Below are 25,689 nucleotides of genomic sequence, written 5' to 3'. Positions count from 1 at the left end.
ACTGGAGGGGCAGGCGCCGTCAGTGTTCCGTACGCCTTTGTACGGGACGTCTATGCGGGTGTGGTCACACCAGCGGTGATCACACCATCAGCGAGCGGTCCGTCGGCCGGATCGGCGCCGGCAGCTCGCTCGCGCCGTTCAGGAAGCGGTCGCAGCCGCGGGCGGCCGAGCGGCCCTCCGCGATCGCCCACACGATGAGCGACTGGCCGCGGCCCGCGTCACCGGCGACGAACACGCCCGGCACGTTGGTCTGGAAGTCGGCGTCGCGGGCGATGTTGCCGCGCTCGTCGAGGTCCAGGCCGAACTGCTCGACCAGGCCGTTCTCCCGGTCGGTGCCGGTGAAGCCCATCGCGAGGGTGACCAGCTGGGCGGGGATCTTGCGCTCCGTGCCCGGCTTCGGGGTCAGCTTGCCGTCGATGAACTCGACCTCGCTGAGGTGCAGCCACTGGACGTTGCCGTCCTCGTCACCCTCGAAGTGGGTCGTCGAGACGGAGTAGACCCGCTCGCCGCCCTCCTCGTGCGCCGAGGTGACCTTGTACAGCATGGGGAAGGTCGGCCACGGCTGGTGCGGCGCCCGGTCCTCGCCCGGCCGGGGCATGATCTCCAGCTGGGTGACGGAGGCCGCGCCCTGGCGGTGGGCGGTGCCCACGCAGTCGGCGCCGGTGTCGCCACCGCCGATGACCACGACGTGCTTGCCCTCGGCCGAGATCGGGGCGGTGACGTAGTCGCCCTCCTGCACCTTGTTGGCCAGCGGCAGGTACTCCATGGCCTGGTGGATGCCCTTGAGCTCGCGGCCCGGCACCGGAAGGTCACGCGCGGTGGTGGCACCGGCGGCGATCACGACGGCGTCGTACCGCTTCTTCAGGTCGGTCGCCTTGAGGTCGCGGCCGATCTCGATGCCGGTACGGAAGCGGGTGCCCTCCGCGCGCATCTGCTCGATACGGCGGTTGATGTGCCGCTTCTCCATCTTGAACTCGGGGATGCCGTACCGGAGGAGGCCTCCGATGCGGTCCGCGCGCTCGTAGACGGCGACGGTGTGACCGGCCCGGGTGAGCTGCTGCGCGGCGGCCAGGCCCGCGGGGCCCGAGCCGATGACCGCGACGGTCTTGCCGGACAGGCGCTCCGGGGCCTGCGGCGCGACATCGCCGCTGTCCCACGCCTTGTCGATGATCGAGACCTCGACGTTCTTGATGGTCACGGCCGGCTGGTTGATGCCGAGCACACACGCCGACTCACAGGGAGCCGGGCACAACCGACCGGTGAACTCCGGGAAGTTGTTGGTCGCGTGCAGACGCTCCGACGCGGCCGCCCAGTCCTCGCGGTAGGCGTAGTCGTTCCACTCGGGGATGAGGTTCCCGAGCGGACAGCCGTTGTGACAGAACGGGATACCGCAGTCCATGCAGCGGGACGCCTGCTTCGAGATGATCGGAAGCAGCGAACCCGGGACGTAGACCTCGTTCCAGTCCTTCAGACGTACGTCGACGGGGCGGGACTTGGCGACCTCACGGCCGTGGTTCAGGAAGCCCTTCGGGTCAGCCATTGATCGCCGCCTCCATCATCTTCTCGGTGATCTCGGACTCGGAGAGTCCCGCCTGCTCGGCGGCGTCCTTGGCGGCGAGCACTGCCTTGTACGTGCTGGGGATGATCTTGCTGAAGCGGTCCACCGCGGTGTCCCACTCGGCCAGGAGCTTCTCGGCGACCGTGGAGCCGGTCTCCTCCTGGTGGCGGCGCACCACGTCGTGCAGCCACTGCTTGTCGGTGTCGTCCAGCGCCTCTACGGCGTTCACGTTGCCGACGTTGACGTTGTCCCGGTCGAGGTCGATCACGTAGGCGATACCGCCGGACATGCCGGCCGCGAAGTTGCGGCCCGTCTCGCCGAGGACCACCGCGTGACCGCCGGTCATGTACTCACAGCCGTGGTCGCCCACGCCCTCGGAGACGACCGTCGCGCCGGAGTTGCGGACGCAGAACCGCTCACCCGTACGACCGCGCAGGAACAGCTCGCCGCCGGTCGCGCCGTAGGCGATGGTGTTGCCCGCGATCGTCGAGTACTCGGCGAGGTGGTCGGCGCCCCGGTCGGGGCGGACGATCACCCGGCCGCCGGAGAGGCCCTTGCCGACGTAGTCGTTGGCGTCGCCCTCCAGGCGCAGCGTGACACCGCGCGGCAGGAAGGCGCCGAAGGACTGGCCGGCCGAGCCCGTGAAGGTGATGTCGATGGTGTCGTCGGGCAGGCCCGCGCCACCGAACTTCTTCGTCACCTCGTGGCCGAGCATGGTGCCGACCGTGCGGTTGATGTTGCGGATCGCGACCTGGGCGCGCACCGGCTGGGCGTCGGTCGCCGAGTCGGCGGCCAGGGCGTCGGCGGCGAGCTTGATGAGCTCGTTGTCGAGCGCCTTCTCCAGGCCGTGGTCCTGCTCGATGACCTGGTGCAGCGCGGCACCCTCGGGCAGCTCGGGCACGTAGAAGAGCGGGGCCAGGTCCAGGCCCTGCGCCTTCCAGTGGTTGACCGCGCGGGTCACGTCGAGGGTCTCGGCGTGGCCGACGGCCTCCTCGATGGAGCGGAAGCCCAGCTCGGCGAGGAGCTCGCGGACCTCTTCGGCGATGAACTTGAAGAAGTTCACGACGTACTCGGCCTTGCCGGTGAAGCGGTCGCGGAGCACCGGGTTCTGGGTGGCGATGCCGACCGGGCAGGTGTCCAGGTGGCAGACGCGCATCATGACGCAGCCGGAGACGACGAGCGGCGCGGTCGCGAAACCGAACTCCTCGGCGCCGAGCAGCGCGGCGATGACGACGTCACGGCCGGTCTTGAGCTGGCCGTCGGTCTGGACGACGATCCGGTCGCGCAGGCCGTTGAGCAGCAGCGTCTGCTGGGTCTCGGCGAGGCCGAGCTCCCAGGGGCCGCCCGCGTGCTTCAGCGAGGTGAGCGGAGAGGCACCCGTACCGCCGTCGTGGCCGGAGATCAGGACGACGTCCGCGTGCGCCTTGGACACACCCGCCGCGACCGTGCCGACGCCGACCTCGGAGACCAGCTTCACGTGAATCCGCGCCTGCGGGTTCGCGTTCTTCAGGTCGTGGATCAGCTGGGCCAGGTCCTCGATCGAGTAGATGTCGTGGTGCGGCGGCGGGGAGATCAGACCGACACCCGGGGTGGAGTGCCGGGTCTTGGCGACCCACGGGTAGACCTTGTGGCCGGGCAGCTGGCCGCCCTCGCCGGGCTTGGCGCCCTGGGCCATCTTGATCTGGATGTCGTCCGCGTTGACCAGGTACTCGGAGGTCACACCGAAGCGGCCGGAGGCGACCTGCTTGATCGACGAACGGCGCGCCGGGTCGTAAAGACGGTCCGCGTCCTCGCCGCCCTCACCGGTGTTGGACTTGCCGCCCAGCTGGTTCATGGCGATGGCGAGCGTCTCGTGCGCCTCCTTGGAGATGGAGCCGTACGACATGGCGCCGGTGGAGAAGCGCTTGACGATCTCGGAGACCGGCTCGACCTCGTCGACGGAGATCGGCTGGCGGTCGCTCTTGAAGCCGAACAGGCCGCGCAGCGTCATGAGCCGCTCGGACTGCTCGTTCACGCGGTCCGTGTACTTCTTGAAGATGTCGTAGCGGTTCGCACGCGTCGAGTGCTGGAGGCGGAAGACCGTCTCCGGGTCGAACAGGTGCGGCTCGCCCTCACGGCGCCACTGGTACTCGCCACCTATCTCCAGCGCGCGGTGCGCGGGAGCGATGCCGGAGGCGGGGTACGCCTTGGCGTGCCGGGCGGCGACCTCCTTGGCGATGACGTCGATGCCGACGCCGCCGATCTTGGAGGCGGTCCCGCTGAAGTACTTCTCCACGAAGCCCTCTTCGAGACCGACGGCCTCGAAGACCTGGGCGCCGCGGTAGGAGGCGACGGTCGAGATGCCCATCTTCGACATGACCTTGAGTACACCCTTGCCCAGGGCGTAGATCAGGTTGCGGATGGCCTGCTCGGGCTCCATGCCGTCCAGGAAGGTGCCCGCGCGCAGCAGGTCCTCGACGGACTCCATGGCGAGGTACGGGTTCACGGCCGCGGCGCCGAAGCCGATCAGCAGGGCGACGTGGTGGACCTCGCGGACGTCACCGGCCTCGACCAGCAGACCCACCTCGGTGCGCTGCTTGGTGCGGATGAGGTGGTGGTGGACGGCCGCGGTGAGCAGCAGCGACGGGATCGGCGCGTGCTCGGCGTCGGAGTGCCGGTCGGACAGGACGATCAGCCGGGCGCCGTTCTCGATGGCCGCGTCGGCCTCGGCGCAGATCTCCTCGATGCGGGCGGCGAGGGCGTCGCCGCCGCCGGAGACCCGGTACAGGCCGGAGAGGGTCGCGGCCTTGAAGCCGGGCATGTCGCCGTCGGCGTTGATGTGGATGAGCTTGGCCAGCTCGTCGTTGTCGATCACCGGGAAGGGCAGGGTGACCGTACGGCAGGACGCGGCGCTCGGCTCAAGGAGGTTGCCCTGCGGGCCCAGCGAGCTGCGCAGCGAGGTCACGAGCTCCTCGCGGATCGCGTCCAGCGGCGGGTTGGTGACCTGCGCGAACAGCTGGGTGAAGTAGTCGAAGAGCAGCCGGGGGCGCTCGGAGAGAGCAGCGATCGGCGAGTCCGTACCCATCGAACCGATGGGCTCCGCGGCCGACTTGGCCATCGGCGCCAGGAGGATGCGCAGCTCCTCCTCGGTGTAGCCGAAGGTCTGCTGGCGGCGGGTGACCGAGGCGTGGGTGTGCACGATGTGCTCACGCTCGGGCAGGTCGGAGAGCTCGATCTCCCCGGCCTCCAGCCACTCCGCGTACGGCTGTTCGGCGGCGAGGGCGGCCTTGATCTCGTCGTCCTCGATGATGCGGTGCTCGACGGTGTCGACGAGGAACATCCGGCCCGGCTGGAGACGGCCCTTGCGGACCACCTTGGCGGGGTCGATGTCGAGGACGCCGACCTCGGAGCCGAGGACGACCAGACCGTCGTCGGTGACCCAGTAGCGGCCGGGGCGAAGGCCGTTGCGGTCGAGGACCGCGCCGACCTGCTTGCCGTCGGTGAAGGTGACACAGGCCGGGCCGTCCCAGGGCTCCATCATCGTGGAGTGGAACTCGTAGAACGCGCGGCGGGCGGGCTCCATGGAGTCGTGGTTCTCCCACGCCTCCGGGATCATCATCAGCACGGAGTGCGGCAGCGAACGGCCGCCCAGGTGCAGGAGTTCGAGGACCTCGTCGAAGGACGCCGAGTCGGAGGCCTCGGGCGTACAGATCGGGAAGACCCGCTCGATGGCCTTGTCGTCGTTGCCGAAGAGGTCGGAGACCAGCTGGGACTCGCGGGCGCGCATCCAGTTGCGGTTGCCCTTGACGGTGTTGATCTCACCGTTGTGGGCGACGAACCGGTAGGGGTGGGCGAGCGGCCACGACGGGAAGGTGTTCGTGGAGAACCGGGAGTGCACGAGCGCGATCGCGGAGGCGAAGCGGCGGTCGGACAGGTCCGGGAAGAAGGGCTCCAGCTGGCCGGTGGTCAGCATGCCCTTGTAGACGATGGTCCGCGCGGACAGCGAGGGGAAGTAGACGTCGACCTCGCGCTCGGCGCGCTTGCGCAGCACGAAGGCCTTGCGGTCGAGGTCGATACCCCTAGAAGGCGCTGCGGAGCCGTCGCTGACGAAGACCTGGCGGAAGGCCGGCATCGTCGAGCGTGCGGTCGCGCCGAGCAGCTCGGGGGCGACGGGAACCTCGCGCCAGCCGAGAACGGTCAGGCCCTCGTCCGCGGCGATCGTCTCGATCTTCGAGACGGCGTCCTCGGTGCCCTCCTCGGGCAGGAAGGCGATACCGACGGCGTAGGCACCGGCCGCGGGCAGTTCGAAGCCGGCGACCTCGCGGAAGAAGGTGTCCGGAACCTGGGACAGGATGCCCGCGCCGTCACCCGAGTCGGGCTCGGAGCCGGTGGCACCGCGGTGCTCCAGGTTGCGCAGAACCGTGAGCGCCTGCTCGACCAGCGCATGGCTCGCCTCGCCGGTGAGGGTGGCCACGAAACCGACGCCACAGGCGTCCTTCTCGTTGCGGGGGTCGTACATACCCTGCGCAGCAGGGCGAGCATCCATGAACGACCACTTCTGGCCATTCGTGGAGTGCTGGGACGGCTGGCGCGGCGTACGCATCGGCTCTCCCGTCGTCGTCAACTGGCATATGCAGATTGCCGAGGGACGACGTTGGCCCTCTGCGTGTGTGCAAAATTTCGTGCAGGTTACATGATGGAGCGGTTCTCGGAAACTGGATATTCCGTTCCAACATGCGGACGCCATGCCGTGCGAAGGGGGTGCCGCACACATGGCCTGAAGTATGTGGTTCCAGACCGGACTGATCGGTCAGATCGTCGTCCATCGGCCCGGGGGGCGGAGGGGGCTGCGTCGCCCACCCCGCGAGTGCGCCGCAAGCGTCATTGCCCACAGCGCTTACGGCTCATGCCCAGTGGTTAAGCATTCGAAACCAGCGAGTAACGGCTACTTATGCGGCCCAACGCATAAGTAGCAGCCGATCTATCCTACGGCCGTTCCGAACAAACTGCCCAGGGCGTACGTCACACCGGCCGCCGCCCCTCCCAGCACGAGCTGCCGCAGCCCGCTGTACCACCAGGTCCGCGCGGTCACCCTGGCCACCACGGCACCGCACGCGAACAGCCCGAGAAGGGCGAGCAGCAGGGCGGGCCAGAGCACGGTCGCACCGAGCAGATACGGGAGTACGGGGAGCAGGGCACCCAGCGCGAAGGACCCGAAGCTGGACACGGCGGCGACGAGCGGCGAGGGCAGGTCGCCGGGGTCGATGCCGAGCTCCTCGCGGGCATGGATCTCCAGGGCCTGCTCGGGATCCTTCGACAGCTGCCGGGCAACCTCCCTGGCCAGCTCGGGCTCGACCCCCCGCCCTTCGTACAGCGCGGCGAGCTCCGCCTCCTCGTCCTGGGGGTGCTTGCGCAGCTCCCGCCGCTCCACATCCAGCTCGGCCTCGACGAGCTCGCGCTGCGAGGCGACGGAGGTGTACTCACCGGCGGCCATGGAGAAGGCGCCGGCGGCGAGCCCCGCAAGGCCGGTCAGCACGACGGTGTGGTGACCGACGGCCCCGCCCGCGACACCGGTCATCAGGGCGAGGTTGGAGACGAGCCCGTCCATGGCCCCGAAGACGGCGGGCCTGAGCCAGCCGCCGTTCACGTCCCGGTGCGTGTGGTTGTCACGGTGCGCCTCGTGCAGTGGCGCTTCGATGTCGATGACGGCCATTCCGGTCCCCCAGGAAAGCTAAGCCAAAGCTAACTTTGGACAGATTCTAATTCTCAACAGCGCTCACGTTACGTCCGCTCATTCCCGCCCGCCAGCAAGGAGAGGCTGCGCTAACCTGCACCTTTACCGTCGAGCGCTCATTCGATAGCTAGCTTGCACAGATGTCGACCGGGTGACGTTGGGACCGAGGAGGCTCCGGTCAACCGCCGACGGTGGGACACATCCGCAAAAGGTGTCTCTGTGGAAAGGCCCGCGTATGACATCGATCGCCTGCGTCCCCCCGCCCCCGGTGCCGCGGAGCACCGCCGAACTCCGTGAGCGGGCCCGCGGCGCCCTGCTGGGCCTGGCCGTCGGGGATGCCCTCGGCGCCCCCGCCGAGAACCTGAAGCCCTCGGAGATCCGCGCCCGCTGGGGCCGTATCGAGGGCTACGTCGTGGACGAACCGGCCGGCACGGACGACACGGAGTACGCGATCTTCTCCGGCCTCCTCCTGGCCCGGCACGGCTCGGCCCTCACCGCGTCCCATGTGGAGGCGGCCTGGCACGAGTGGATCGCGGACCGCGACGAGGGCCCCTTCCGGGGCGCCGGTTTCAGTGAGCGCGGCACGCTGGAGAACCTCCGCCGAGGCCTCGCGGCCCCCATCTCGGCCCAGCACCGCCACGCCTGGAGCGACGGTCTGGCCATGCGGGCGGCCCCGTTCGGCGTCTTCGCCGCAGGCCGCCCGGCGGAGGCGGCCCGCCTGGTGGCCGTCGACGGCTCGGTGAGCCACGACGGCGAGGGCATCTACGGCGGCCAGGCGGTGGCGGCGGGCGTGGCGGCGGCGATGGCGGGCGCCCCCACGATCGCCGTCGTCGCCTCCGCGCTGGCGGTGATCCCGGACGACAGCTGGACGGCGAGGTCCTTGAGGAGGGCGGTGGCGGTCGCGCACCGGGGCGAACGCGCGGTCCGCTCCGCCGTCGTCATCGGCGGCTACCCCTGGACCGACCTGGCCCCGGAGGCGGTGGCCCTCGCCTTCGGCGCGTACGCGGCGGCGGACGGCGACTTCCGCGAGGCGGTCCTGACGGCGGTGAACATGGGGCGCGACGCGGACACGACGGCGGCGGTGGCGGGGGCGCTGGCGGGCGCGACGAGGGGCGCGACGGCGATCCCACCCGACTGGGCCTCGGCGATCGGCCGGGCGAGGGGAAGCTGCCTGCCGTCGATGGCGGGCCATCATGTGCTGGACGTGGCGGAGTTGCTGGTGACGGGCCCGGACGCCTTCGTTCCGACGGCAGGCAGCAACACGGAGGTGTCCTCATGACTCCGCCGATCCCATGGGACGAATCAACGGGGCTCACGGCGAAGCCGAACGCACCCGCACCCGACGACGAAAGCGAGACGGGTGGTGCGGGTGGGAGCAAACAGGCCGAAGGCGCCGCTCAAAGAGTCACCGGACTCCTCCTCGGCCTAGCCGCAGGCGACGCCGCCGGCTGGCCGTCCGCCCGCCACAGAGCCGCCCGCATGCCCGACTGGACCCGCCGCCTCACCCGCGAACTCGACACCTTCGCCGAACAGAACGCCACCACCACCCTCCCCGTCCCCATCGCCCTCAACCAACCCCCCGACCCCCTCCGCCTGGGCCCCTCCGACGATGCGGAATGGGCAGCCTTCACCGCGGAGGCCCTCCTCAGGGCAGGCGACGACACCGCCCTCGGCGACCTCACCAGAGAACGCCGTACCAGAGCCGCCATCGACCTCACCTGGAACGCCCTCGCCGCCGAAGTGGCCGCAGCGACGGACAGGGCCCCGGAGATCGAGTCCGCGAAGATCCCCCTCCGCGCCCGCATCTCCGTACGCGCGGGCCTCGGAAACCTCGCCACCGGCCTGCGCCCACCCGCCACCGGCCACGACAACCCCCACTACTTCGACGACGCGGCCTGCGTCCGGGCCTGCGTCCTCGCGGTGGCCCACCCCGGCGACCCCCGACTCGCCGCCGATCTCGCCGAGTTCGACGCCCGCTACACCCAGGACGGCGACGGAGTGCACGGAGCGAGAGCGATGGCCGCGGCCCTCTCCCTCGCCCTGACCGGCGCCCCCGTGGAGACCTGCGTGGCAGCCGCCCTCACCGAACTCCCGGAAGAAACGGAGATCGGCCGCAACGCCCGCCACGCCCTGCGCCTCGCCCACTCCGCCGACAGCGCGTTCGCCCTGATCCCCGCGCTGGAACACGAGATCGTCGACCACGTCTACAGCTACGGCATCGCGGCCGCCGAGACCGTCCCCGTGGCCCTCGCCCTGGCCACCGCCGCACAGGGCCGTATCGCCGAAGCGGTCCCCGCGGCAGCCTGTCTCTCCCGGGTCGCCGACTCGGCCCCCGCCCTGGTGGGCGCGTTGACCGGCGCACTCGGAGGCACCGCCGCGATCCCCACCACCTGGCGAGCCACCTGCCGCAAACTCTCAGGCTGCGCCCTCCCCCGCCTCACCGGCACGGACCTCGTGGAACTCGCCGGACTCCTGGAAGCCGCACAACCGCCCCTCCCAGGAGGATGATTCCGGGCATGGCGCCCAAACAACCAGAAAACCCAGCAGCCAGCACCCTGGAAGACCGGATCACCGGAGCCCTCGTCGGCGCGGCGGTGGGCGACGCCCTCGGCGGCCCCGTCGAGGGCTACTCCCCCGACCAGATCCTCGAACGCCACGCCGGTCGCGTCCACGGCATCGTCGGCCCCTGGAACGGCGACGCCTGGCGCACCGCCCGCCCCATCGCCCCGTACCACAAGGGCGACGGCCACATCACCGACGACACCTTGATGACCCACGCCCTGATCAGGGTCTACGACCAGGTCCGCGACCATCTCGACGCCTACGCGATCGCCGACCACCTGGTCCCCGACCTGATGACGAACCCGCGCTGGATCCCGGAACTGGAGGCGGAGGCCCTCCCCCTGCAGCGCATCTTCCTCGCGGAGAAATGGCTGGTCACGCGCCTCCACTACGGCCACGCCGACCCCCGCGAGGCAGGCGTCGGCAACATCGTCAACTGCGGTGCGGCGATGTACATGGCCCCGGTGGGCCTGGTCAACGCGGCCAACCCACAGGCCGCCTACACCGAGGCCCTCGACATCGCGGGCGCCCACCAGTCGTCGTACGGCCGCGAGGCGGCGGGAGTCTTCGCGGCGGCGGTGGCCGCGGCCGCGAGGCCGGGCGCGACACCGGACTCGATCGTCACGACCTGCCTCGCCCTGGCGAAGGACGGCACCCGCACCGCGATCGAGCAGGTCTGCGAAGTGGCTGGCCACCACACGGACTTCGAATCGGCCCTACGCCCCCTGCGCGAGGCGGTGTCCCCCCACGACACGGTCGGCCCCGACTACCGCGCCCCCTCCCTGGCCGCCCGCCGCCCCTCCCGCGTGCACGCCATCGAGGAACTCCCCATCGCCCTGGCCATGTTGCTCGTCTCCGCGGGCGACTACCGCCAGGCGGTCCTCGGCGCGGTGAACTACGGCAGGGACTGCGACTCGATCGCCACGATGGCCGGCGCGATGGCGGGCGCCCTGGGCTCCCCGGTCCCGGAGGACTGGTCAAAACAGGTCTCGGAGGCAAGCCGCCTGGACCTGTGGGAACCGGCGAAGACCCTGACCGCCGTGGCCAAACAGATCTTCGAACAGGACGTGATCCGCCGCAGAACCCACGAGGCGGCCTTCGCGGAACTCGGAGGCCCAAGATGCTCCGCCTGACCTGGGTCCAACCGGAGGACCTCATCGGCCACGAACTCCACCAGGCAGCCCAGGACGGCAGGGAGCCGTCGGCGATCGCGGCGAGGTGGAGGGGCGCGGGAGGTGCGGAGGCGCCGCTCAGGGCGGGCGCGTCCGAGCAGCCGACGTCGCGATACCTGCGGCAACTGGCAGAGGACCTGCTCGATGAACTCGCCGACCTGTCCAGCAAGTTGCAAGAGGACGAGCCGACCGACCTGGCCAAGATCAGGGCCAGCTGCCCGAACTGGCCCGCCCCAACTGCGGGCAGTCGTGCCGCCTGGGGCGGCTCCCGACCCACAGAAAGCGGCACCCCGCCGGCGCGGGCGAGCGAGAACACCCCTACAGCACCCCCCACCCAGGCCGCCCTGGAAGCAGCCTGGCTAGGCCGAGCAGCAGGCTGCCTCCTGGGCAAACCCGTAGAAAAACTCCCCCTCGAAGCCATCCGCCAACTGGCCAAATCCACCGGCAACTGGCCCCTGGACACCTGGTTCACAGCAAGAGGAATCCCACAGGACCTGGCGTCGACGTACCCCTGGAACCGCCGCTCAGCAACAACCTCCCTCGCCGAGAACATCGACGGCATGCCCGAGGACGACGACCTCAACTACCCCCTCCTCAACCTCCTGTTGCTCCAACGCCACGGCAAACACTTCACCACCACCGACGTGGCAAAGCTCTGGCTCGACGAACTCCCCGCAGGCCGCACGTTCACCGCGGAACGCATCGCCTACCGCAATCTCCTCCAGGGCCTGGAACCCCCACGAACCGCCCGCCACCGCAACCCCTTCCGCGAATGGATCGGCGCCCTGATCCGCGCCGACGTCCACGGCTGGACCAACCCCGGCGACCCGGCCGCCGCAGCCGAACAGGCCCACCGGGACGCCACCCTCACCCACACGGCGAACGGCGTCTACGCGGCGATGTTCACGGCAGCGATGATCGCGCAGGCGACGACAACCCCCGACATCCACACCTGCCTCCGCACCGGCCTCACCGTGATCCCCCCGAACTCCCGCCTCACCAAGGCCATCACCCAGGCCGTCCAACTGGCCCAGCAGCACGACGACTTCAACGACGTCGTGGACGCACTCCACGCCACCCACGCGGGGACCCACCACTGGGTCCACGCGATCCCCAACACCGCCCTGATCGCCGCCGCCCTCACCCACGCCGACGGCGATTTCACCCGCTCCATCTGCAAAGCGGTGAGCGGCGGTTGGGACACCGACTCCAACGGCGCCACAGCGGGAAGCATCGCGGGTCTCCTCGCCGGCGCCCCCGACCACCTCCCCGATCGCTGGACTACTCCCCTCAAGAACCGCCTCGCCACCTCCGTCGCCGACTTCAACGGCACCGGCTTCGACAGCCTGGCCCACCTCACCCACCGGGAGGCACACCGCCCATGACCCACATCGCCGTGCTCGGCAGCACGAACATGGACCTGGTCGCCTATGTCGACAAGGCACCCCAGCGCGGAGAGACCGTCACCGGCAGGGAGTTTCGTACGATCCCCGGCGGCAAGGGCGCCAACCAGGCGATCGCCGCCGCCCGCGCCGGAGCCACCGTCTCGATGATCGGCGCGGTCGGCAACGACGGCTTCGGCACCCGCCTGCGTTCCACCCTGGAGCACTCGGGCGTGACCACCGACCACCTGCGCACCGTAGAGGGCCCCTCCGGCACCGCCCATATCGTCGTGGACGACGACGGCGGCAACTCGATCGTCGTCATCCCCGGCGCCAACGGCACCGTCGACCACCTCGCCCCTGGCGACGAGGGCCTGATCGCCTCCGCCGACGCCCTCCTCCTCCAACTGGAGATCCCTCTGGAGGCGGTCCTGGCAGGCGCCGAAGCCGCCCGGGCCCACGGCGTCCGTACGATCCTGACGCCCGCCCCCGCCCAGCCCCTCCCACCCGAACTCCTCGCCGCCACCGACCTGTTGGTGCCCAACGAACACGAGGCGGCCACCCTGACCGGCCTCCCCGACCCGTTCGCCGCGGGCGCCGCCCTCCTCGACCGCGTCCCCCGGGTGGTGATCACCCTGGGCGCGGCGGGCAGCCTCTACCTGACCCGGGACGCCGAACCCCTCGCGGTCCCCGCGCCCCGGGTGACCGCGGTGGACTCCACCGGGGCGGGCGACACCTACGTGGGCACGCTCGCGGTCGCCCTCGGTGAGGAGCGGCCGATCCGGGAGGCGATGGCCTGGGCCGCCGCCGCGGCCGCACTCTCCGTCCAGCGGGAAGGCGCGTCGGCGTCGATGCCGTACCGCTCCGAGATCGAGGCCGGGTACACGTCATGACCCACGCACCCCTCGCCGGCCTGCGCGTTGTCGATCTGGCCACCCTGTTCGCGGGCCCCATGGCCGCCACCATGCTCGGCGACTTCGGCGCGGAGGTCGTCAAGATCGAGCACCCCACCAAACCGGACCCCTCCCGCGGCCACGGTCCCTCGAAGGACGGCATCGGCCTGTGGTGGAAGCTCCTGGGCCGCAACAAGCGCACGATCACGCTCGACCTCTCGAGGCCGGGCGGCCGCACCACCTTCCTCCGCCTCGTCGAGACGGCGGACGTCGTCATCGAGAACTTCCGCCCGGGCACCCTGGAGAAGTGGGACCTGGGCTGGCCGGAACTGCAGGTCGTCAACCCCCGTCTGGTCCTCACCCGGGTCACCGGCTTCGGCCAGTTCGGCCCCTACTCCCGCCGTCCCGGTTTCGGCACCCTCGCCGAGGCGATGAGCGGCTTCGCGGCGATCACCGGCGAACCGGACGCGCCCCCGGTGCTGCCGCCCTTCGGCCTCGCCGACTCCATCGCGGGCCTGGCCACGGCGTACGCCGTCATGACCGCCCTCGCGGCCCGCGACCGCACCGGCGAGGGCCAGGTCGTCGACATGGCGATCATCGAGCCGATCCTGACGGTCCTCGGCCCCCAGCCCACCTGGTACGACCAGCTCGGCCACGTCCAGGAGCGCACCGGCAACCGCTCCGCCAACAACGCGCCGCGCAACACCTACCGCACCGCCGACGGCACCTGGGTCGCCGTCTCCACCTCGGCCCAGTCGATCGCGGAACGCGTGATGCGCCTGGTGGGCCGCCCGGAACTGATCGACGAGCCGTGGTTCGCGACGGGCGCGCAGCGAGCGGAACACGCCGACATCCTCGACGAGGCGGTCGGCTCGTGGATCGCCGAACGCCCCCGCGACGAGGTCCTCGCGGCCTTCGAGAAGGCAGAAGCAGCGGTCGCCCCCATCCAGGACATCCGCGATGTGATGACCGACCCGCAGTACCAGGCCCTCGACACGGTCACCACCGTCGACGACCCCGACCTCGGCCCCCTGCGCATGCAGAACGTCCTCTTCCGGCTCTCCTCGACCCCCGGCGCGATCCGCTGGGCGGGCCGCCCGCACGGCGCGGACACCGCCCAGGTCCTGACAGAACTCGGCCTGGCCGACGCCGAGTTGGCGACCCTGCGCGAGGAAGGCGCCGTATGACCGCACTCACCTGGTTGTACGTCCCCGGCGACCGCCCCGAGATCGTCACCAAGGCCCTCGCCGCCGGCGCCGACGTCGTCGTCATCGACCTGGAGGACGCGGTCGCCCCCGACCGCAAGCGCTACGCCCGCGAGGCGACCGCCGAACGTCTCACCGACCCCCAGCCGACCCCGGTCCACGTCCGCGTGAACGCCGTCGACAGCCCCCTGGCGACAGCGGACCTGGCAGCGCTCGCCTCCCTCCCGGGCGTCTGCGGCCTACGCCTCCCCAAGGTCACCTCCCCCGCCCAGATCACGCACGTCGCGGCAGCGACAGCCCGACCCCAAGGAGGCTCTCCGCCCCTGTACGCCCTCCTGGAATCGGCTCTGGGCATCGAGCGTGCCTACGACATCGCGACGGCCCACCCCACGCTGCGGGGCATCGCCCTCGGCGAGGCGGACCTACGAGCCGACCTGGCCCTGCGCGACGACACCGGCCTGGACTGGCCCCGCTCCCGGATCGTCGTGGCCGCGAGAGCGGCGGCCCTGCCTCCCCCACCCCAGTCGGTCCACCCCGACACCCGGGACCTGGACGGCCTCCAAGCCTCGTGCGTCCGAGGCCGTGCCCTCGGTTTCCTGGGCCGCGCGGCCATCCACCCCCGCCAACTCCCGGTCATCGAGCGGGCCTACCTCCCCACGGAGGAGGAGATCGAGCAGGCGGAAACGGTCCTCAAGGCAGCGGAGACCGAACAGGGGGCCCAGGCCCTCCCGAACGGCACCTTCATCGACGCGGCGGTAGTGGCCCAGGCCCACCGCGCCCTCGCGCTCGCTCACCGCGCCCGGTGACACGACGAAGGGCGCCCCACAACAGCTCGGGGCGCCCTTCGTCGACGTACAGCCGGCTCTCAGGTCTTCTTCGCGGACTCGGCCTCGTCCTTGGCGTCGTCCTTCGCCTCGTCGGAGTCGGCCGCGGCCTCGGCCTTCTCGTCGCCGTCGGCCGACTCACCCTCGTCGGCGGCGTCTTCGGCCGCTCCGGGCTCCACCACTTCCTCCCGCCCCGGCCGCTTCCTCGCCGAGAGCACGAAGTAGGTCACGGCCAGCAGGAACACGATGATCGCGGTCCACACGTTGAGCCGGACCCCGAGGATGTGGTGGGCGTCGTCGATGCGCATGTACTCGATCCAGCCGCGCCCCGTGCAGTACGCGGCGACGTACAGCGCGAACGCCCGCCCGTGGCCGAGCTTGAAGCGGCGGTCGGCCCAGATGACGAGAAGCGCGACACCGATGCACCACAGCGACTCGTACAGGAACGTCGGGTGGTAGTAGCCCGGCACCCGCCCGTCCGTGGAGGACGTGATGTGCAGCGCCCACGGAAGGTCCGTCGGCTTGCCGTAGAGCTCCTGGTTGAACCAGTTGCCCCAGCGCCCGATCGCCTGCGCGAGGGCGATACCGGGCGCGATGGCGTCGGCGTACGCCGGCAGCGGGATGCCACGACGGCGGCACCCGATCCAGGCGCCCACCGCGCCGAGCGCGATCGCGCCCCAGATGCCGAGGCCGCCCTCCCAGACCTTGAAGGCGTCCACCCAGTCACGGCCCTCGCTGAAGTACAGCTCGTAGTCCGTGATCACGTGGTAGAGGCGGCCGCCGAGAAGACCGAACGGCACGGCCCAGACCGCGATGTCGGCCACCGTGCCGGCCCGCCCACCACGGGCGATCCAGCGCTTGTTGCCGAGCCAGACGGCTACGAAGACGCCGATGATGATGCAGAACGCGTAGCCACGCAGCGGGATGGGACCGAGGTGGATCACCCCGCGCGACGGACTGGGAATGTAGGCAAGTTCCATGGCAGGGTCGACGCTACCCTGCCGGGCCGGGCCCACGGCAGGCGGCCCGGCAACGGGTCCATAACAGGGAGACCTGAAATCCTTACCCCTTGGCGGCTTCCTGTACCTGCTGCTTCAGCTTCGCCGGCGTCATCGTCTGGTCCTGGTAGATGTTCTTGCCGTTCAGCAGGACCGTCGGCGTCCCGCTGAAGCCGCCGCCCCGGAAGGCCGCCGCCGATTTCTCGACCCAGCTGTTGTGGGTGCCCTTCTCGACACACGTACGGAACGCGGGGGTGTCGAGCCCGTCGATCTTCTTCGCCAGTTCCAGGAGCTCGCCGTCGTCGGCGAAGGCGTCGTCGGTCTCCTCGGGCTGGTTCTCGTAGAGCACGTCGTGGTACCCCGTGAACTTCCCGACGTCCTGGGCGCAGGCCGCCGCGTTGGCCGCCTTGCGCGAGCCGGTGCCGCCCATGTTGCCGTCGATGATCGTCGCCAGGTGGTACTCGACCTTGAGCTTGCCGGACTCGGTGAGCTCGTGGATCGCCGGCCGGTACGCCGTCTCGAAGGCCTTGCAGGCCGGGCAGCGGAAGTCCTCCCAGACCACGAGGGTGGACTTCGCGCCCTCCTCGCCGACCGGGATGGCGAGGCTGTCCTGGCCGTTGGCCCCCGAGGGCGCCACGACGGGGCCCGAGGAGTCGCTGCTGTCCTTGTCCTTGCCGGAGTTGGCCGCGATGACGCCGACCACCGCCGCGAGACCCAGGACGCACACGACACTCACGCCCACGATCAGCACCCGGCGCCGCTTCTCCGCGGATTTCTGCTTCGCGCGCTCCTCCGCCAGCCGCTCCCGGGCGGTGCGCTTTCCCTCACGGTTCTTCTCGCTCACACCCCGGAAACGAACCGGGGAGGCGCACCGCGCCTCCCCGGCCCCAGGTCCACCCGTTCGAGTGACCGAATTTCCCGTTACGCCATGACAGGTACGCCGTGACAGGCGCACGAGGGTTACGCCTCTCGGCGCACGCCCTTCGCCAGCTCACCCGCGAGCTCACGGACGCCCTCGACGCCGGCCTTGTCGTCCGGCGCGTCCAGCATCCGCTTCACGAAGGCCGATCCGACGATCACACCGTCGGCGAAGCCGGCGACCTCAGCGGCCTGCGCCGCGTTGGAGACACCGAGCCCGACACAGACGGGCAGGTCCGTACCGCCACCGGCGGCCCGGGTGCGCTCGACCAGGTCCTGGGCCTGCGCCCCGACCGACTCACGCGTACCCGTGACCCCCATGAGCGAGGCGGCGTACACGAACCCGCTGCCCGCCGCGGTGATCTCGGCGAGCCGCGCGTCCTTGCTGCTGGGCGCGACCACGAAGACCGTGGCGAGCCCGTGCTTCTCGGCGTGCTCCCTCCACAGCGCCGACTCCTGCACGGGCAGGTCGGGCAGGATGCAGCCCGCGCCGCCCGCCTCGGCGAGCTCGGCGGTGAACCGCTCGACGCCGTAGCGGTCGATGGGGTTCCAGTACGTCATCACGAGCACCGGCTTCCCGGTGGCCTCGTAGGTCTCCTTGACCGTCCGCATGACGTCGGCGATCTTGACGCCGCCGCGCAGGGCGATGTCGTCGGCGGTCTGGATGACCGGACCGTCGAGGACGGGGTCGCTGTGCGGCAGGCCGACCTCGACGACGTCCGCGCCGCCGTCGAAGGCGGCCTTGATCGCCTCGATGCCGCCGTCCACCGTAGGGAACCCGGCCGGGAGGTAGGCGATGAGCGCCGAGCGTCCCTCGGCCCTGGCGCCGGCGAGGGTGTCCGACAGCAGCTGAATGTTCCCGCTCACTTGGCGTCCCCCTCGATCTCCGCGCCGGTACCGGCCTCGTCAGCCGCCACCTCGGCGTCGGTGTCGTACAGGCCGAAGTACCGCGCGGCCGTGTCCATGTCCTTGTCGCCGCGACCGGACAGGTTGACGATGATCAGCCCGTCCTTGCCGAGCTCCTTGCCGACCTCCAGGGCACCGGCCAGCGCATGGGCGCTCTCGATGGCCGGGATGATGCCCTCGGTACGGGACAGCAGGCGCAGTGCCTGCATGGCCGCGTCGTCGGTGACCGCGCGGTACTCGCCGCGACCGGAGTCCTTGAGGTAGGAGTGCTCGGGGCCGATGCCCGGGTAGTCCAGACCGGCCGAGATGGAGTACGGCTCGGTGATCTGGCCCTCCTCGTCCTGGAGGACGTAGGAGCGGGACCCGTGCAGGATGCCTGGCTCACCGGCAGTCAGGGTGGCCGCGTGCTCGCCGGTCTCCACGCCGTGCCCGGCGGGTTCGCAGCCGATGAGGCGTACGTCCGTGTCGGGGATGAAGGCGTGGAAGAGACCGATGGCGTTGGAGCCGCCGCCGACGCAGGCGACGGCCGCGTCAGGGAGCCGGCCGGCCCGCTCCAGGATCTGGCGGCGGGCCTCGACGCCGATCACGCGGTGGAAGTCGCGCACCATGGCCGGGAAGGGGTGCGGTCCTGCGACCGTGCCGAAGAGGTAGTGCGTGTGGTCGACGTTGGCGACCCAGTCGCGGAACGCCTCGTTGATCGCGTCCTTGAGCGTGCGACTGCCGGACTTCACGGCGATGACCTCGGCGCCGAGCATGCGCATCCGGGCCACGTTCAGGGCCTGGCGCTGGGTGTCGATCTCGCCCATGTAGATCGTGCATTCGAGGCCGAACAGCGCGCAGGCGGTGGCGGTGGCGACGCCGTGCTGACCGGCGCCGGTCTCCGCGATCACCCGGGTCTTGCCCATGCGCTTGGTGAGCAGGGCCTGGCCCAGGACGTTGTTGATCTTGTGGGAGCCGGTGTGGTTGAGGTCTTCCCGCTTCAGGAAGATCCGGGCGCCACCCGCGTGCTCCGCGAAGCGGGGGACCTCGGTGAGGGAGCTGGGGCGGCCGGTGTAGTGGACCAGCAGGTCGTCGAGCTCGCGGGCGAACTCGGGGTCGTGCTTGGCCTTGTCGTACTCGACGGCGACCTCGTCCACGGCGGCGACGAGGGCCTCCGGGATGAACTTGCCGCCGAAGGTGCCGAAGTAGCCTTCAGGGCTCGGGACTTGACCCTCGGGGTCGGGGATGAAGAACTCGCTGGGCATGACTGAACCTCACGGTGAGTTTGGGAAATACCTAATCGCCGTGGGGGCGGGGCTTGTCCGACGACGGAAGGTCGTCTGTGGCTTGTCGCGCTCGCGCGGCGGAGCCGCATTTCAGGCACTGTCCCGCGCCCCTATAGGGCGCGCTGCCATCGACGGCCGTTCACCTGTCCGGGTTCGTCACCGATGACATACCGGACCCGACGACCATGCACCCTGCGTGCGGGCGCGCGGCAACCACGGGGGCGACAGCCGCGCGCGAGGCGGGCGTACCTGTCCGTGGTTGTCGTCGTGAGGTTCATCGGGGCAAGCCTAGCGGGAGATCAGCCGCGGCCGTGCCGGAGAGCAGGATGTTCTCCCGCCGCCACCAGGTCCGACACCGCCGTCTTCGGGTCCTTCCCTGTCACCAGGGACTCTCCGACCAGGACCGCGTCGGCGCCGGCGTTGGCGTAGGCGATCAGGTCGTGGGGGCCGCGGACGCCGGACTCGGCGACCTTGACCAGACCGGCCGGGATCTCGGGGGCGATGCGCTCGAAGGTGCCGCGGTCGACTTCGAGGGTCTTGAGGTTACGCGCGTTGACGCCGATGATCTTCGCTCCGGCGTCCACCGCGCGCTCGACCTCGTCCTCGTCGTGGACCTCGACGAGCGGGGTGAGCCCGATGGATTCGGCGCGCTCGATCAGGGACTCCAGGGCGGGCTGCTCCAGGGCCGCCACGATGAGCAGCGCGAGGTCGGCGCCGTAGGCCCGGGCCTCCCAGAGCTGGTACGACGTGACGATGAAGTCCTTGCGCAGGACCGGGATGTCCACGCGCGCGCGGACGGCCTCCAGGTCGGCCAGCGAGCCGCCGAAGCGGCGCTGTTCGGTGAGGACGGAGATGACGGCCGCGCCGCCCGCCTCGTAGTCGGCGGCGAGGCCCGCCGGGTCGGCGATCGCGGCCAGCGCGCCCTTGGAGGGGCTGGAGCGCTTGACCTCGCAGATGACCTTGACGCCGTCGCCGCGCAGTGCGGCCACGCCGTCCTTGGCCGCGGGAGCCTTCGCCGCGCGCTCCTTGAGCTCGTCGAGGCTGACGCGCGCCTGCCGCTCCGCGAGGTCGGCACGGACTCCGTCGATGATCTCGTCGAGCACACTCACGCGAGCGGCCCCCTTCCAGACGATTGACAGTTCCAGCGACCGATGAAAACAGGTGGTCACTGCGATGGTATCCGCAGGAGGGCGTAGGCCTCACATCCGGTTGACGTCGGTCCCACTACCTGGACGTTCGCCAGTTGATCAAGGATGAAGCCAGCCACCGAACGGCAGGTTCCGGACAACCGTGAAGACCAGCGCCAATGCCCCCAGCGTCCACAGCTGCACCGGGCCGAGACTGAGCCGCAGCGGCCGGCCCCGCGCCGCACGGACCACCCAGACGGTCCACAGCACGGCGAAGCCCAGATAGCCCACCACGGCCATCGCGTTGTCCTGGAGGGCGCCCAGGAAGTCGCCGTGGATGAACGCGTGCGCGCTGCGCAGACCGCCGCAGCCCGGGCAGTAGAGGCCGGTGAGCCGGTAGAGCGGGCAGACGGGGTAGTGGCCTGGCTGGTTGGGGTCCACGGTCCCCACGTACGCGAAGGCCCCGGCGACGGCCGCGAGGATCCCGCCCGGGACGGCCAGGCGTCCCAGCGGGCCGGTCCGGGGCAGTACTCGCTCACTGTCGGCGTTCACGTCTGGCATTCTCCCCCGCCCTCCCTCGAACGCGTGAGGGGCGGCTCCGGCGATTCCACCGGGCCGCCCCTCCACGAGGTTCGGGTCCGCGTGTCAGCTCTTGGCGTCCGCCTTCTCCGGCTGCGCGGTGACGAGCGGCTTGTGGGCGTCCTTGGGCATGCCCATCCCCATGGCGCTCATGATCCAGCCGACGACACCACCGATGACCACGATCGCCATACCGGCCCAGAAGCCAGCCGGCTGGGCCATCACCATGAAGGCGCCCGCGACACAGAAACCGATGAAGGCGATAGTGACACCGGTCCAGGCGGCCGGGGTGTGACCGTGGCTGCTGCCCGCCATTGCTTGCTCCTAGGTGCTGAAGTACGTGATGTCTGCGCCCATTCTTCCGTACGCAGGGTCGCCATGTATCCGGGGGTCACTTAGACGCGCCCCACAGGGGCGCGGGGCTGTATCGATGTGCGGCTACCGCCGCGCGGGCGCGACCAGCCACATACGGCCCGCACCCGAAAGCCGACCGCTACGCCCCCGTCGGATCTTCCCCACGATCCAGCGCCTTCCAGATGTCCTCAGGCCGATCGGGATCCACCACCACAGCCTTACGACGCACCTTGGGCGCCCCGTCCCGCTCGTATCGCCCCGACATCGCAGGCCACAACCGCCCGTACCGAAGAGCAAGAAGCCCGGCCACGAGAATCAGCGCACCCCCCACCACGGCGACATACGGCCACGCGGTGTGCGAGAGCGAGGCAACCGTCGCCGACGTGTCCCCGGAGGCCTTCGCCGCCTGCTCGTCAAGCGCGGAAGAATCACCGGCCCCGAGCAGCGCCGCCACCACGATCCCCGCACCGGAGAGCGCAAGCACCCCGGCGACCAGCAGACGCCCCGCCTTGCGTACGGCGAAGACGGCGACCAGCGCGGCGAGGCCCACTATGGCCAGCGCGGCCGGGACACCGGTCACGTCGCTGCCCTTGGCGGTCAGCGGGAACGCGCCGCCGGCCACCGTCGCGGTGCCCTCGGACCACCGCTGGCGGGTCGAGAGCAGCGCCACGGCCGCGCCGAGCGCACCGGCGAGCAGGGCTACGGCAAGACTGAGGCGGCCGGCCCTGGCGGGTCCTGCGGCTTCGGAACGGGGGGGAGGTACAGCAGTCACGTACCCCACTATCACCCGAACCCCGGGCGAACGGTCACCCGGGGTTCCGTGAGAAGCGCCCCATTTCCCGGCGAAGGCCCCTACTTGCCGAGCCGGTTCGCCGTGTGAACCGCCCTGAGGACCGCCGCCGCCTTGTTGCGGCACTCCGTGTCCTCGGCGACCGGGTCGGAGTCGGCGACGATGCCGGCACCGGCCTGGACGTAGGCCGTGCCGTCCCTCAGCAGCGCCGTACGGATGGCGATCGCCGTGTCGGAGTCGCCCGCGAAGTCGAGGTAGCCGACGCAGCCGCCGTACAACCCGCGCCGGGACGGCTCCAGTTCGTCGATGATCTGCATCGCGCGGGGCTTCGGCGCCCCGGAGAGGGTGCCGGCCGGGAAGCAGGCCGTCAGGACGTCGAAGGCGGTGCGGCCCTGCGCGACCTTGCCGGTGACCGTCGAGACGATGTGCATCACATGGGAGTACCGCTCGACGGACATGAAGTCGACGACCTCCACCGAGCCCGGCTCGCAGACCCGCCCCAGGTCGTTGCGGCCGAGGTCCACCAGCATCAGGTGCTCGGCGCGCTCCTTCGGGTCGGCGAGCAGTTCGTCGGCGAGGGCCTGGTCCTCCTGCGGGGTGGCCCCGCGCCAGCGGGTGCCGGCGATGGGATGGACCATGGCGTGCCCGTCCTCGACCTTGACGAGGGCCTCGGGGGACGAGCCCACGACGTCGAAACCGTCGAAGCGGAACAGGTACATGTACGGCGACGGGTTCGTGGCCCTGAGGACCCGGTAGACGTCCAACGCGCTGGCCGTGCACGGCGTTTCGAAGCGCTGGGAGGGGACGACCTGGAAGGCCTCGCCGGCCCGGATGCGCTCCTTGATGTCCTCGACGGCTCCCTGGAAGTCGGGGCCGCCCCAGAGCGCGGTGTACTCCGGGAGCTCGGAGGGCGGGAGGACGGCCGGGGGCTGCGCGACCGCGCGCGTGAGGTCGGCCTCCATGGCGTCGAGGCGGGCCACGGCGTCGGCATAGGCCTCGTCGACGCCGGTGTCCAGGTCGTTGTGGTTGATCGCGTTGGCGATCAGCAGGACCGAGCCCTCCCAGTGGTCCATGACGGCGAGGTCGCTGGTGAGCAGCATGGTCAGCTCGGGCAGGTTCAGGTCGTCCCGCTCCCCCGGGCCGATCTTCTCCAGGCGGCGCACGACGTCGTAGCCGAGATAGCCGACCATGCCGCCGGTGAACGGTGGCAGGCCCTCCTGGTGCGGGGTGTGCAGGGCCTCGATGGTGGCGCGCAGGGCGGCCAGCGGGTCGCCGTCGACGGGGACGCCGACCGGCGGGGTGCCGAGCCAGTGGGCCTGGCCCTCGCGGGCCGTCAGGGTCGCGGCCGAGCGCACGCCCACGAAGGAGTAGCGGGACCACGAGCGGCCGTTCTCCGCGGACTCCAGCAGGAAGGTGCCGGGGCGCTCGGCGGCGAGCTTGCGGTAGAGGGCGACCGGAGTGTCACCGTCGGCGAGCAGCTTGCGCGTGACCGGGATGACGCGCCGGTCGGTTGCGAGCTTGCGGAAGGTATCGAGGTCCATGGCGGCTGACCTTACTGATCCGAGGCGGCGGTGCCGGAACCGACGCCGTCCTTGAGGAGGACGTCCTCGTCGAAGCAGGTGCGCGCGCCGGTGTGGCAGGCGGCGCCGACCTGGTCGACCTTGACCAGCACGGTGTCGGCGTCGCAGTCGAGGGCGACGGACTTGACCCACTGGAAGTGGCCGGAGGTGTCGCCCTTGACCCAGTACTCCCGGCGGCTGCGCGACCAGTAGGTGCAGCGGCCGGTGGTCAGCGTGCGGTGCAGCGCCTCGTCGTCCATCCAGCCGAGCATGAGCACCTCACCGGTGTCGTACTGCTGGGCGATGGCGGGGACGAGCCCGTCGGCGCTGCGCTTGAGGCGCGCTCCGATCTCGGGGTCGAGGCTGCTGCTGGGCGGGGGCGTGCTGGTCATGACTGCCATTGTGCCGCGCGCCACTGACAGTGACTGTCGGGTGTCCACTGGGCGGACCCCGGGCGCGGTCGTAGGCTGACTGCATGTCGACTTTCGCCAAGCGTGAACGACTTCTCCTCGCCGACCTGTTGGAGGCCGAGGGTCCGGACGCCCCCACTCTCTGCGAGGGCTGGCTCACCCGCGATCTCGCGGCGCACGTGGTGGTGCGCGAGCGCCGCCCCGACGCGGCCGGCGGTCTGCTGATCAAGCAGCTCGCGTCCCGCCTGGACAGGGTGATGGCCGAGTTCTCCGAGAAGCCCTACGAAGAACTGATCCAGCTGATCCGCACCGGCCCGCCGCGCTTCTCACCGTTCCAGCTCAAGCAGGTCGAGGAGCTGTCGAACACCGTCGAGTTCTACGTCCACACGGAGGACGTCCGCCGGGCCCGCCCCGACTGGGCGCCGCGCGAGCTGGACTCGGTCTTCCAGGACGCCCTGTGGTCCCGTCTGGAGCGCAGCGCCCGGCTCATGGGCCGCGGCGTCCCCACCGGCCTGGTGCTGCGCCGCCCGGACGGCCAGACGGCGGTCGCCCACCGCGGCACCCCGGTCGTCACGGTGACCGGCGAGCCCTCGGAGCTGCTGCTGTTCCTGTACGGCCGGCAGAGCGCGGCCAAGGTGGGGCTGGACGGCGACAAGGAGGCGATCGCGAAGCTGCACGAGGCGAAGGAACTGGGTCTCTGAGAACGGCCGCGGCCGAATCCCCCGGCGGCCGACGACGGTCACTCGAACGGCTCGGCCGACCGCGGAGACCGTAGGCCACCCCGGGCGACCGACCGGCAGGCCCGGCTCGTCACCCGCCGCCCCCACCGCGCCCGAGCCAGATCCCGCACGCCACCTGAGCAACTCCGCCCCGCACAGAGTCCACACCTCACCGTGGCAACCCGGCCCGGCGCAGCGCCCACACGGCACCCGGGCAGCTCCGCCCCGCGCAGCACCAACCCCCACCCGGGCAACCAGCCCGGCACAACACCCCGCACCTCACCCAGGCAACCCCGCCCCGGGCAGCTCCGCCCCGCGCAGCCCCGGAACGCAGCGCGACCACACCGCCGAGCGCGCACACCGACGCGCTGGCGACGAAGACCGGCCCGGTGCCTCCCTCCCCGACGGCCGCGGCCGTCCGGCGGCATGCTCAGCGGGGCGAAGTAGCGGCGGTCCATGTCAGCGCGCTGCTCGTGGAACAGCCAGGTGGCGGCCAGGTGCGCCGCCGCCCGCTCCGGCGCGTCCCGGAAGTCCTTGTCGCGGATGCTCACGCCCTGCGACGACGGCTGCCACCAGCGCTCCCGGCCGTCCCCGCTCTGCGGCTGCGCCTCCTCGATCAGCCCGTGCTCGGCGAGTTTGCGCAGGCGGTAGCCGACCAGCGAGACGGCCTCGTCGACCTGGTCGGCGAGGTGCGAGGCGGTGGCGACCCGGGCCACGCACAGCCCCCGGTAGAGCTGCGTCCGCAGCGGGTGGCT

Annotated in this window: 21 protein-coding genes and 1 pseudogene; 8 read left to right on the top strand and 14 right to left on the bottom strand. The window is 70.9% G+C overall.

Translation table 11 applies throughout. From position 1 onward, the window contains the following. Positions 1-79: 79 nt before the first annotated feature. From AB0D34_RS16835 to AB0D34_RS16825, 3 genes are all read right to left on the bottom strand, one after another. On the bottom strand, positions 80-1,540 hold the full coding sequence (locus tag AB0D34_RS16835; RefSeq protein WP_362662178.1) for a glutamate synthase subunit beta: 1,461 nt from the start codon (positions 1,538-1,540) through the stop codon (positions 80-82). Beyond that, positions 1,533-6,140, bottom strand: a complete 4,608-nt coding sequence (gltB, locus tag AB0D34_RS16830) for a glutamate synthase large subunit (protein WP_362662176.1) — start codon at positions 6,138-6,140, stop codon at positions 1,533-1,535. The genes AB0D34_RS16835 and gltB overlap by 8 nt, the downstream gene beginning before the upstream one ends. A 378-nt stretch (positions 6,141-6,518) precedes the next feature. After that, complete coding sequence (locus AB0D34_RS16825; protein WP_362662174.1) at positions 6,519-7,250, bottom strand: VIT1/CCC1 transporter family protein; 732 nt, start codon at positions 7,248-7,250, stop codon at positions 6,519-6,521. A 256-nt stretch (positions 7,251-7,506) separates the two neighbouring features. On the opposite strand from AB0D34_RS16825, the gene AB0D34_RS16820 reads away from it, so the two are divergent. The 7 genes from AB0D34_RS16820 to AB0D34_RS16790 are packed head-to-tail and all read left to right on the top strand — an operon-like array spanning position 7,507 to position 15,291. After that, positions 7,507-8,550, top strand: coding sequence for an ADP-ribosylglycohydrolase family protein (locus tag AB0D34_RS16820; protein WP_362662172.1), 1,044 nt, complete (start codon positions 7,507-7,509; stop codon positions 8,548-8,550). Next, positions 8,547-9,779, top strand: coding sequence for an ADP-ribosylglycohydrolase family protein (locus AB0D34_RS16815; protein WP_362662170.1), 1,233 nt, complete (start codon positions 8,547-8,549; stop codon positions 9,777-9,779). The genes AB0D34_RS16820 and AB0D34_RS16815 overlap by 4 nt, the downstream gene beginning before the upstream one ends. A gap of 8 nt (positions 9,780-9,787) precedes the next feature. Continuing rightward, positions 9,788-10,966 carry an ADP-ribosylglycohydrolase family protein gene (locus AB0D34_RS16810; protein WP_362662168.1) on the top strand — a complete coding sequence of 393 codons (1,179 nt, stop codon included), beginning with the start codon at positions 9,788-9,790 and terminating at the stop codon, positions 10,964-10,966. Then, complete coding sequence (locus tag AB0D34_RS16805; protein WP_362662166.1) at positions 10,954-12,390, top strand: ADP-ribosylglycohydrolase family protein; 1,437 nt, start codon at positions 10,954-10,956, stop codon at positions 12,388-12,390. The genes AB0D34_RS16810 and AB0D34_RS16805 overlap by 13 nt, the downstream gene beginning before the upstream one ends. Continuing rightward, on the top strand, positions 12,387-13,280 hold the full coding sequence (gene rbsK / locus AB0D34_RS16800; protein WP_362662164.1) for a ribokinase: 894 nt from the start codon (positions 12,387-12,389) through the stop codon (positions 13,278-13,280). The genes AB0D34_RS16805 and rbsK overlap by 4 nt, the downstream gene beginning before the upstream one ends. Continuing rightward, on the top strand, positions 13,277-14,467 hold the full coding sequence (locus tag AB0D34_RS16795; protein WP_362662162.1) for a CoA transferase: 1,191 nt from the start codon (positions 13,277-13,279) through the stop codon (positions 14,465-14,467). Before rbsK ends, AB0D34_RS16795 begins: the two co-directional genes overlap by 4 nt. Then, a complete protein-coding gene (locus tag AB0D34_RS16790) occupies positions 14,464-15,291 on the top strand; it encodes a CoA ester lyase (RefSeq protein WP_362662161.1) in 828 nt (275 codons plus the stop codon). The genes AB0D34_RS16795 and AB0D34_RS16790 overlap by 4 nt, the downstream gene beginning before the upstream one ends. Positions 15,292-15,350: 59 nt before the next feature. Here the strand turns inward: AB0D34_RS16790 and lgt are convergent, their stop codons facing one another. The 10 genes from lgt to hisI all read right to left on the bottom strand — a co-directional run bounded on the left by lgt (position 15,351) and on the right by hisI (position 24,197). After that, positions 15,351-16,289, bottom strand: a complete 939-nt coding sequence (gene lgt / locus AB0D34_RS16785; protein ID WP_362662159.1) for a prolipoprotein diacylglyceryl transferase — start codon at positions 16,287-16,289, stop codon at positions 15,351-15,353. Between the two features lie 82 nt (positions 16,290-16,371). Further along, the gene (locus AB0D34_RS16780; protein ID WP_362662157.1) at positions 16,372-17,151 is read right to left on the bottom strand and encodes a thioredoxin domain-containing protein; all 780 of its coding nucleotides are present in this window, start codon (positions 17,149-17,151) and stop codon (positions 16,372-16,374) included. 116 nt (positions 17,152-17,267) lie between these two features. Continuing rightward, positions 17,268-18,092 (bottom strand): tryptophan synthase subunit alpha, encoded by an 825-nt coding sequence (gene trpA / locus AB0D34_RS16775; RefSeq protein ID WP_362662155.1) that lies wholly within the window; start codon positions 18,090-18,092, stop codon positions 17,268-17,270. After that, a complete protein-coding gene (gene trpB / locus AB0D34_RS16770) occupies positions 18,089-19,375 on the bottom strand; it encodes a tryptophan synthase subunit beta (protein ID WP_362662153.1) in 1,287 nt (428 codons plus the stop codon). Before trpB ends, trpA begins: the two co-directional genes overlap by 4 nt. Before the next feature lie 320 nt (positions 19,376-19,695). Continuing rightward, positions 19,696-20,505, bottom strand: a complete 810-nt coding sequence (gene trpC / locus AB0D34_RS16765; protein ID WP_362662151.1) for an indole-3-glycerol phosphate synthase TrpC — start codon at positions 20,503-20,505, stop codon at positions 19,696-19,698. Positions 20,506-20,643: 138 nt separating this feature from the next. Then, complete coding sequence (locus AB0D34_RS16760; RefSeq protein ID WP_362662149.1) at positions 20,644-21,084, bottom strand: DUF2752 domain-containing protein; 441 nt, start codon at positions 21,082-21,084, stop codon at positions 20,644-20,646. 84 nt (positions 21,085-21,168) lie between these two features. Beyond that, on the bottom strand, positions 21,169-21,417 hold the full coding sequence (locus tag AB0D34_RS16755; RefSeq protein WP_362662147.1) for an HGxxPAAW family protein: 249 nt from the start codon (positions 21,415-21,417) through the stop codon (positions 21,169-21,171). Between the two features lie 178 nt (positions 21,418-21,595). Further along, complete coding sequence (locus AB0D34_RS16750; RefSeq protein ID WP_362662145.1) at positions 21,596-22,237, bottom strand: TIGR02234 family membrane protein; 642 nt, start codon at positions 22,235-22,237, stop codon at positions 21,596-21,598. Between the two features lie 71 nt (positions 22,238-22,308). Next, complete coding sequence (locus AB0D34_RS16745) at positions 22,309-23,787, bottom strand: anthranilate synthase component I (RefSeq protein WP_362662143.1); 1,479 nt, start codon at positions 23,785-23,787, stop codon at positions 22,309-22,311. An 11-nt stretch (positions 23,788-23,798) separates the two neighbouring features. Further along, complete coding sequence (gene hisI / locus AB0D34_RS16740; protein WP_362662141.1) at positions 23,799-24,197, bottom strand: phosphoribosyl-AMP cyclohydrolase; 399 nt, start codon at positions 24,195-24,197, stop codon at positions 23,799-23,801. Between the two features lie 83 nt (positions 24,198-24,280). On the opposite strand from hisI, the gene AB0D34_RS16735 reads away from it, so the two are divergent. Next, a complete protein-coding gene (locus tag AB0D34_RS16735) occupies positions 24,281-24,916 on the top strand; it encodes a TIGR03085 family metal-binding protein (RefSeq protein WP_362662139.1) in 636 nt (211 codons plus the stop codon). A 461-nt stretch (positions 24,917-25,377) separates the two neighbouring features. Here AB0D34_RS16735 and AB0D34_RS16730 read toward each other — a convergent pair. Further along, positions 25,378-25,680: pseudogene (locus tag AB0D34_RS16730) on the bottom strand (transcriptional regulator); the annotation flags it as partial. Positions 25,681-25,689 lie beyond the last annotated feature (9 nt).

Source organism: Streptomyces sp. NPDC048420 (genome assembly GCF_040651535.1).
Classification (GTDB): domain Bacteria; phylum Actinomycetota; class Actinomycetes; order Streptomycetales; family Streptomycetaceae; genus Streptomyces.
Note: the sequence above shows the minus strand (reverse complement) of the source record. Positions and strands in the feature narration are given on the sequence as shown.